The 4,938-nt window shown below is 69.2% G+C and carries 5 protein-coding genes and 1 pseudogene; 2 read left to right on the forward strand and 4 right to left on the reverse strand.

Annotated features, from left to right (window positions below):
• Window positions 1-12: 12 nt before the first annotated feature.
• From ACFU7Y_RS40145 to ACFU7Y_RS40160, 4 genes and pseudogenes are all read right to left on the reverse strand, one after another.
• The gene (locus ACFU7Y_RS40145; protein ID WP_380771313.1) at window positions 13-1,689 is read right to left on the reverse strand and encodes a DUF4157 domain-containing protein; all 1,677 of its coding nucleotides are present in this window, start codon (window positions 1,687-1,689) and stop codon (window positions 13-15) included.
• 319 nt (window positions 1,690-2,008) lie between these two features.
• Complete coding sequence (locus tag ACFU7Y_RS40150) at window positions 2,009-2,560, reverse strand: hypothetical protein (RefSeq protein ID WP_380771314.1); 552 nt, start codon at window positions 2,558-2,560, stop codon at window positions 2,009-2,011.
• 14 nt (window positions 2,561-2,574) lie between these two features.
• Window positions 2,575-2,991, reverse strand: coding sequence for an ATP-binding protein (locus ACFU7Y_RS40155; protein WP_380771316.1), 417 nt, complete (start codon window positions 2,989-2,991; stop codon window positions 2,575-2,577).
• 159 nt (window positions 2,992-3,150) lie between these two features.
• Window positions 3,151-3,477, reverse strand: a pseudogene (locus ACFU7Y_RS40160) (hypothetical protein); the annotation flags it as partial.
• A 353-nt stretch (window positions 3,478-3,830) separates the two neighbouring features.
• On the opposite strand from ACFU7Y_RS40160, the gene ACFU7Y_RS40165 reads away from it, so the two are divergent.
• Window positions 3,831-4,670 (forward strand): Scr1 family TA system antitoxin-like transcriptional regulator, encoded by an 840-nt coding sequence (locus ACFU7Y_RS40165; RefSeq protein ID WP_380771318.1) that lies wholly within the window; start codon window positions 3,831-3,833, stop codon window positions 4,668-4,670.
• On the forward strand, window positions 4,663-4,872 hold the full coding sequence (locus ACFU7Y_RS40170) for a DUF397 domain-containing protein (protein ID WP_224282072.1): 210 nt from the start codon (window positions 4,663-4,665) through the stop codon (window positions 4,870-4,872). The genes ACFU7Y_RS40165 and ACFU7Y_RS40170 overlap by 8 nt, the downstream gene beginning before the upstream one ends.
• Window positions 4,873-4,938: the final 66 nt, after the last annotated feature.

A 4,938-nucleotide genomic window follows, 5' to 3' on the forward strand; every position in this document is an offset into this window, starting at 1 on the left:
GGGCCGGCCGGTCTACGCCATCGTGTAGCTGAAGTTCGCCTTGAAGGCGTTCATGGAGCCGACCGCGATGGTCTCGCAGGCCTCGTAGAACTTCTCCTCGTCATTGGGGTCGAAGCCGTTCGCGGACACGAGCTGGGCCAGTGACCTGAACTCCTGGAGAATGCGGGCGTTGAGCTCCGCGTCGGGCTCCTTGCCGTTGCGGTGGTACTGCGAGTCCGCCGACCCTCCGCCGGTCTTGGCGAACAGGGTGAACCGGTTCATCTCGTCGTGGAGCGTCGCCGTGTCGCTGGTGGCGACCCTGTTGAAGGCCGCGACGGCCGCGGTCGGGTTGGCGGCGGCCCGGCGGAACTCGGCGCCCTGGATGATGGCCACGATCTTGGCGCAGTACTTCTGCGCGTCCTTGGGCAGATCCTCGAACGGTTTGCTGCCGCTTTCGACCAGCGCCTTGATGAACCGGTTCGCCAGCTGCTGGTCCGTGAGCCCCGACTTGCTCTTGGCCAGGCCGAACAGCTGGGAGTAGTCGCCCTCCGGCACACTGCCGAGGACGAAGTTCCCGGTGGCGCCGATGGTGTAGGAGGCGCCGTCCTCCACGTCGTTGTACGTGAACGGGTTCACCATCGCCTGCCGGTTGCGGAACGCCTCCAGGTCGAGGCTGACACCGCGCAGGGACAGACGCCGGCGCACTTCCCTGTGCCGCTTCACCTGCTCCTCGTCGGAGATCGTCAACTCGTGCTGGAAGCCCCCGGTGGTGATGGCGACGGGGGTCACGGGCGCCAGGCTCTGCCCGCTCGCCGCGCGCACCCGGACGTTGGCCGCGTCGATGAGCTTCTCGTACGAGGCGAACCGCAGGGACTCCCCCGACTCGGCCATCCTCCCGATCTCGGCCAGGATCGCCTGCTTCTCCGCCTCCGGCAGCCTCAGGTGACGCTGGACCTTCCACTGGACCTTCTCGCTGTCCGCCGGCTTGCTGAGGACCGCCTTGGCGACGTTGACGAGCCGCTGCACCGCCGGGGCCGCCCCGGCCGGGGCGCGGTCCGTCGGGCCCGGGGCGTCCGGGGCGGCGACGGCCCGCTGCACCGGCGCCGCCATCACCCGGTGCGCGGTCGCCTCCGCCTCGCGCTCGAAACGGTCGGACGGGTCGCTGACGCGCAGGCCGTCCCCGTGGTCCGTACCGGCCACCGGGCCGTTCCGCTGCTGGATCACATGGGTCAACTCATGGGCCAGGGTGTGCTTGTCCGCTCCTTCGGCGCCGATGACGACATGACTGCCCGAGGTGTAGGCGCGGGCGCCCACCTCCTGCGCCGAGCGCTGCGCGGCCGTGCCGGTGTGCACCCGCACATCGGAGAAGTCCGCCTGGAGCCGGTGTTCCATCTCCTCGCGGAGCGCAGCGGCGAGCGGCCGGCCCGGTGACCCGAGGACCTGGTGCACGGCGGAGCGCTGCACGGGCGCCCCGCCGTCCGACTCCTGGTGCCCGCAGCCCGGGCCGTGCCGGTGGCGGGCCTCTTCGAGCATCCGGGCCACGGCGGCGTTGCCGACGGTGCGCTGGAGGGCGGCCACCTCCTGCGGGGACGGAAGGCCCGCCCCCTGCCGCATCGGCACGGCTGCGGTGCGGGCCGTACGCGCGGTGTCGGCGGCCGGGCGGCCGGGGCGGGCGCCGTCCGGCGTTCTGGCGGCTTCCCGTGCGTGCATGAGAGACCCTTTCAGGGCGGAGGACGGCCTGGCCTCCTGTATACGTGTCACGGGTCCACTCCGGCCAGGTACGCGGGGGCAGAGCCGCTGCCCCCGCGGGCAGACCCGACCGGAGAGGAAGGCCAGGGGCGGGCCCATCACTTCGCCGACCGCTTGATGGGCCCGGAGTTCTCCCACGAAGTCAAACCACGGCAGTGTGCTGGGTGGTGGTCATCCGGGCGCTGCGCGCGGGCCTGCGGTGGTGGAAGCGCTCGGCTGATCAGGTCGGGGTGGGCGTGCTGCGCAGGAAGTCGGTGGGGTCGACTTCCTGCGCGTGGGTTCAGGTGTGGGTGGCTTGGGTGCGGCAGTGGGTGAGGGCGTATGTGATGCGGGTGTCGGGGTTGGGGGTGGTGGTGAGGAGTTCGCCGGCGGTGGTGAGGGCGGTCCAGTAGGTGGTGGGGTTCCCGGTGCGGGGGAGGGGGTGGGTGGCGGCGAGGGAGAGGTAGGCGGCGGTGAGGTTGCCGGTGGTGAACCAGCGCTGGAGGCCGTGGTGGTGGCCGGGGCGGATGCCGCCCATGGCGTCGACGGCGGCGAGGAAGTGTTCGACGACGGCGAGTTCGGTGTCGGTGAGGGACTTGGGGATGTCGAAGACGCCGAGGGCTTCGAGGAGTTCGCCGGTGTCGGTCTCGGAGTTCGGGCGGGGGTTGGCGAGCAGGGCGTCGTAGCAGTCGTTGAGGCGGCGGGTGGTCTCGGCGAGGGGGATGGTGAGGGCGAGGCACACCGCGCGGGCGGAGGGCAGGGGCTTGCGGGTGCGGCGGGCGAGGAGGGCGTAGGTGGCGGCGGGGGTGCGGCCGCGGGAGAGGGCGTGGCGGGCCAGGGCGGCGAGGTGCATGGGTGGGGTGGCTTTCAGGCGGTGGAGGAGGAGATGAGGGCCCAGGTGAACTTGCCGACGCCGTCGGGTCGGGAGGTGCAGCCCCAGTGTTCGGCGAGCTCGTTGACGAGGAACAGGCCGCGGCCGTGCTCGTCGTCGGGGGCCGGGGCTTGGAGGGCGGGGTGGCCGGTGCCGGTGCCGTGGACTTCCAGTCGGAGGTGGTCGCCGGTGAGGGCGAAGCGGATCTCGATGTGGCGGTCGGCGGGGGCGTCGCAGTGCTGGACGGCGTTGGCGAACAGCTCGCCGAGGAGTAACTCGGCGGTGTCGCGGTAGGCCTCGCCGGTGGGGAGGCCGGAGAGGTAGGCGCGGAGCAAGTAGCGCGCCAGGGGCGTGGACTCGGTGCGAGAGTCGAGGCGCGCGACGAACGTACCGGGCCGGTGGGTTTTGAGCATGGCGAAGTACCTCAAGGGAGGATTGCGTGTGAAGGGGGTGCGCCGCGCTGCTGGGCTTGCCTGATGCAGCGGCCCCAGCGATCAGGTGCGCGCGACTCCTGCTGAAGCGAAGGCCCGGACCGCACCCGTGGCGGTCCGGCCTCGGGGGTGTCTCCTTGATCAGCCGACCGGGACCGGGACGCCGCGGATGAGGAGGGGGAGGCCGTCTCCGTGCTCCCAGGCGTCCCAGGCGTCCTCGACGCGGCGGAACTGGTCGTCGGCCATGACATCGCGAAGCTTGTGACGGGGGACCCAGTGGAGAGCGCGGATCTCCTGCGGGGGCTGGTAGTGGCGGGCGGTGTCGGCCTGTTGGGGCGTGAGCACCCCGCCCGCGTACACGAAGTCGAGGCCCTCGGGGAACTCGGCGGCGGGCACGTAGTCGACGGAGAGGATGGTGCGGAGGGGCAGGACCAGGCCGGTCTCCGTTTCGAGGTGCCGGCGGGCCGCGAGGTGGGGAGCTCGTCCTGCTCAACTCTGCTCCAGGTACGAGGAATTGATGACGGGCGGCAAAGGACACCCGTCGACGGTTCGGCGGTAGCGGCCGAAGCTCCGCCTTCCCGAACGCGACCTCCGCGAAGACGCTCTCGCGCGGCTCACCGTCCTCCAGGTCGCTGAAGTCGAGGACGGCTTCGTGGAGTTGGAAGAGGGGCTCGGGATTCCGCGCGTGATGCATGGGGTCTCCGCAGGTTGCGCTGTGCGTCCGGCGAATCACCGGGTGTAGCCATAGTGGCGCGATTACCTCTACGATCGGAACCCGATCTGAATCTTGAAGTCAGTGCTCGGCAAGTAGGTGAAGATCATTGAACCTCAAAGAACTTGATCCAACATCAGGTCCATGGGCGCCCTTCGGGGTGCAACTTCGCAGGTCGCGCAGGGCTGCTGGCCTCACGCAAGCCCAGCTGGCGAGGCGCTTGGGGGTTGATCCCTCCTACGTCTCCTACGCCGAACTTGCCCCGCCTGGCCGGACCCCGCCAAGTGAGAAGTTCGCACGTGATGCCGATCGAGTGCTTGAGACGGGCGGAACCCTGCTGCTGATGTGGCTCCAGGCCAAGCACTCGGCATTGCTGGAGGGCTTCCCGGAGTACGCAGCCCATGAGACGCGAGCCAGTGAGATCCGGATCTTCGAACTCGGCGTCATCCCTGGCTTGCTTCAAACGAAGTCCTACGCGGCGGCTCTTGCAAGGGCGGATGTTCGTCGAAGGGACATCACCCCCAAGCAGGCAGAAGAGAGGATGACCTTTCTGCTTGCGCGACAGGAGGCACTAGCGCGACGAGACCCGCCGCTCATCCATGCCGTACTGGACGAGAGCTGCCTCCGGCGGATCATCGGTGGTCCGGAGGTCATGCGGGAACAGCTTGAGCAACTTGAACAGCTCTGCGAACAGGGACGTGTAGTACTTCAGGTGGCGCCCTTCAGCATGGGAGAACACAGGCCATTCGCCCTGCCCATGCGGCTGCTGACACTCCCCGATGGCTCCCTGTTTGGCTACTCTGAGTCTGAGGGGCGCGGGCACGTCGAACGAGATGACGACAGGCTCCGCGACTGGCGCAGGAGATACGATCGCCTCCAGGTAGGGGCGCTGGCCGAGTCAGCGACTCTCGAATTGATACTCCACGCTCGGAAGGACTCTCATGGCTGATTTCGACTTGACTACCGCTTCGTGGGTGAAGTCGACGTACAGCCAGCAAGGTGGCGACTGCCTTGAGGTTGCGCGGGGCTCTCGTACATTGATGCCCGTCCGTGACTCCAAGGACCCCCAGGGCCCGGCTCTGGTGTTCCCGGCCGAGGCTTGGAAGTCGTTCGTTGCCGCTGTCCGCAGCGGCGAGTTCGGCGACGTCTGAAGTCGGCCTGACGCCCGGCTGGGGTTCCCCAGCCGGGCGTTTTGCCTACACGGGGGAGGGCAGGCA

It is taken from the genome of Kitasatospora sp. NPDC057542 (assembly GCF_042801945.1).
GTDB lineage: Bacteria > Actinomycetota > Actinomycetes > Streptomycetales > Streptomycetaceae > Kitasatospora.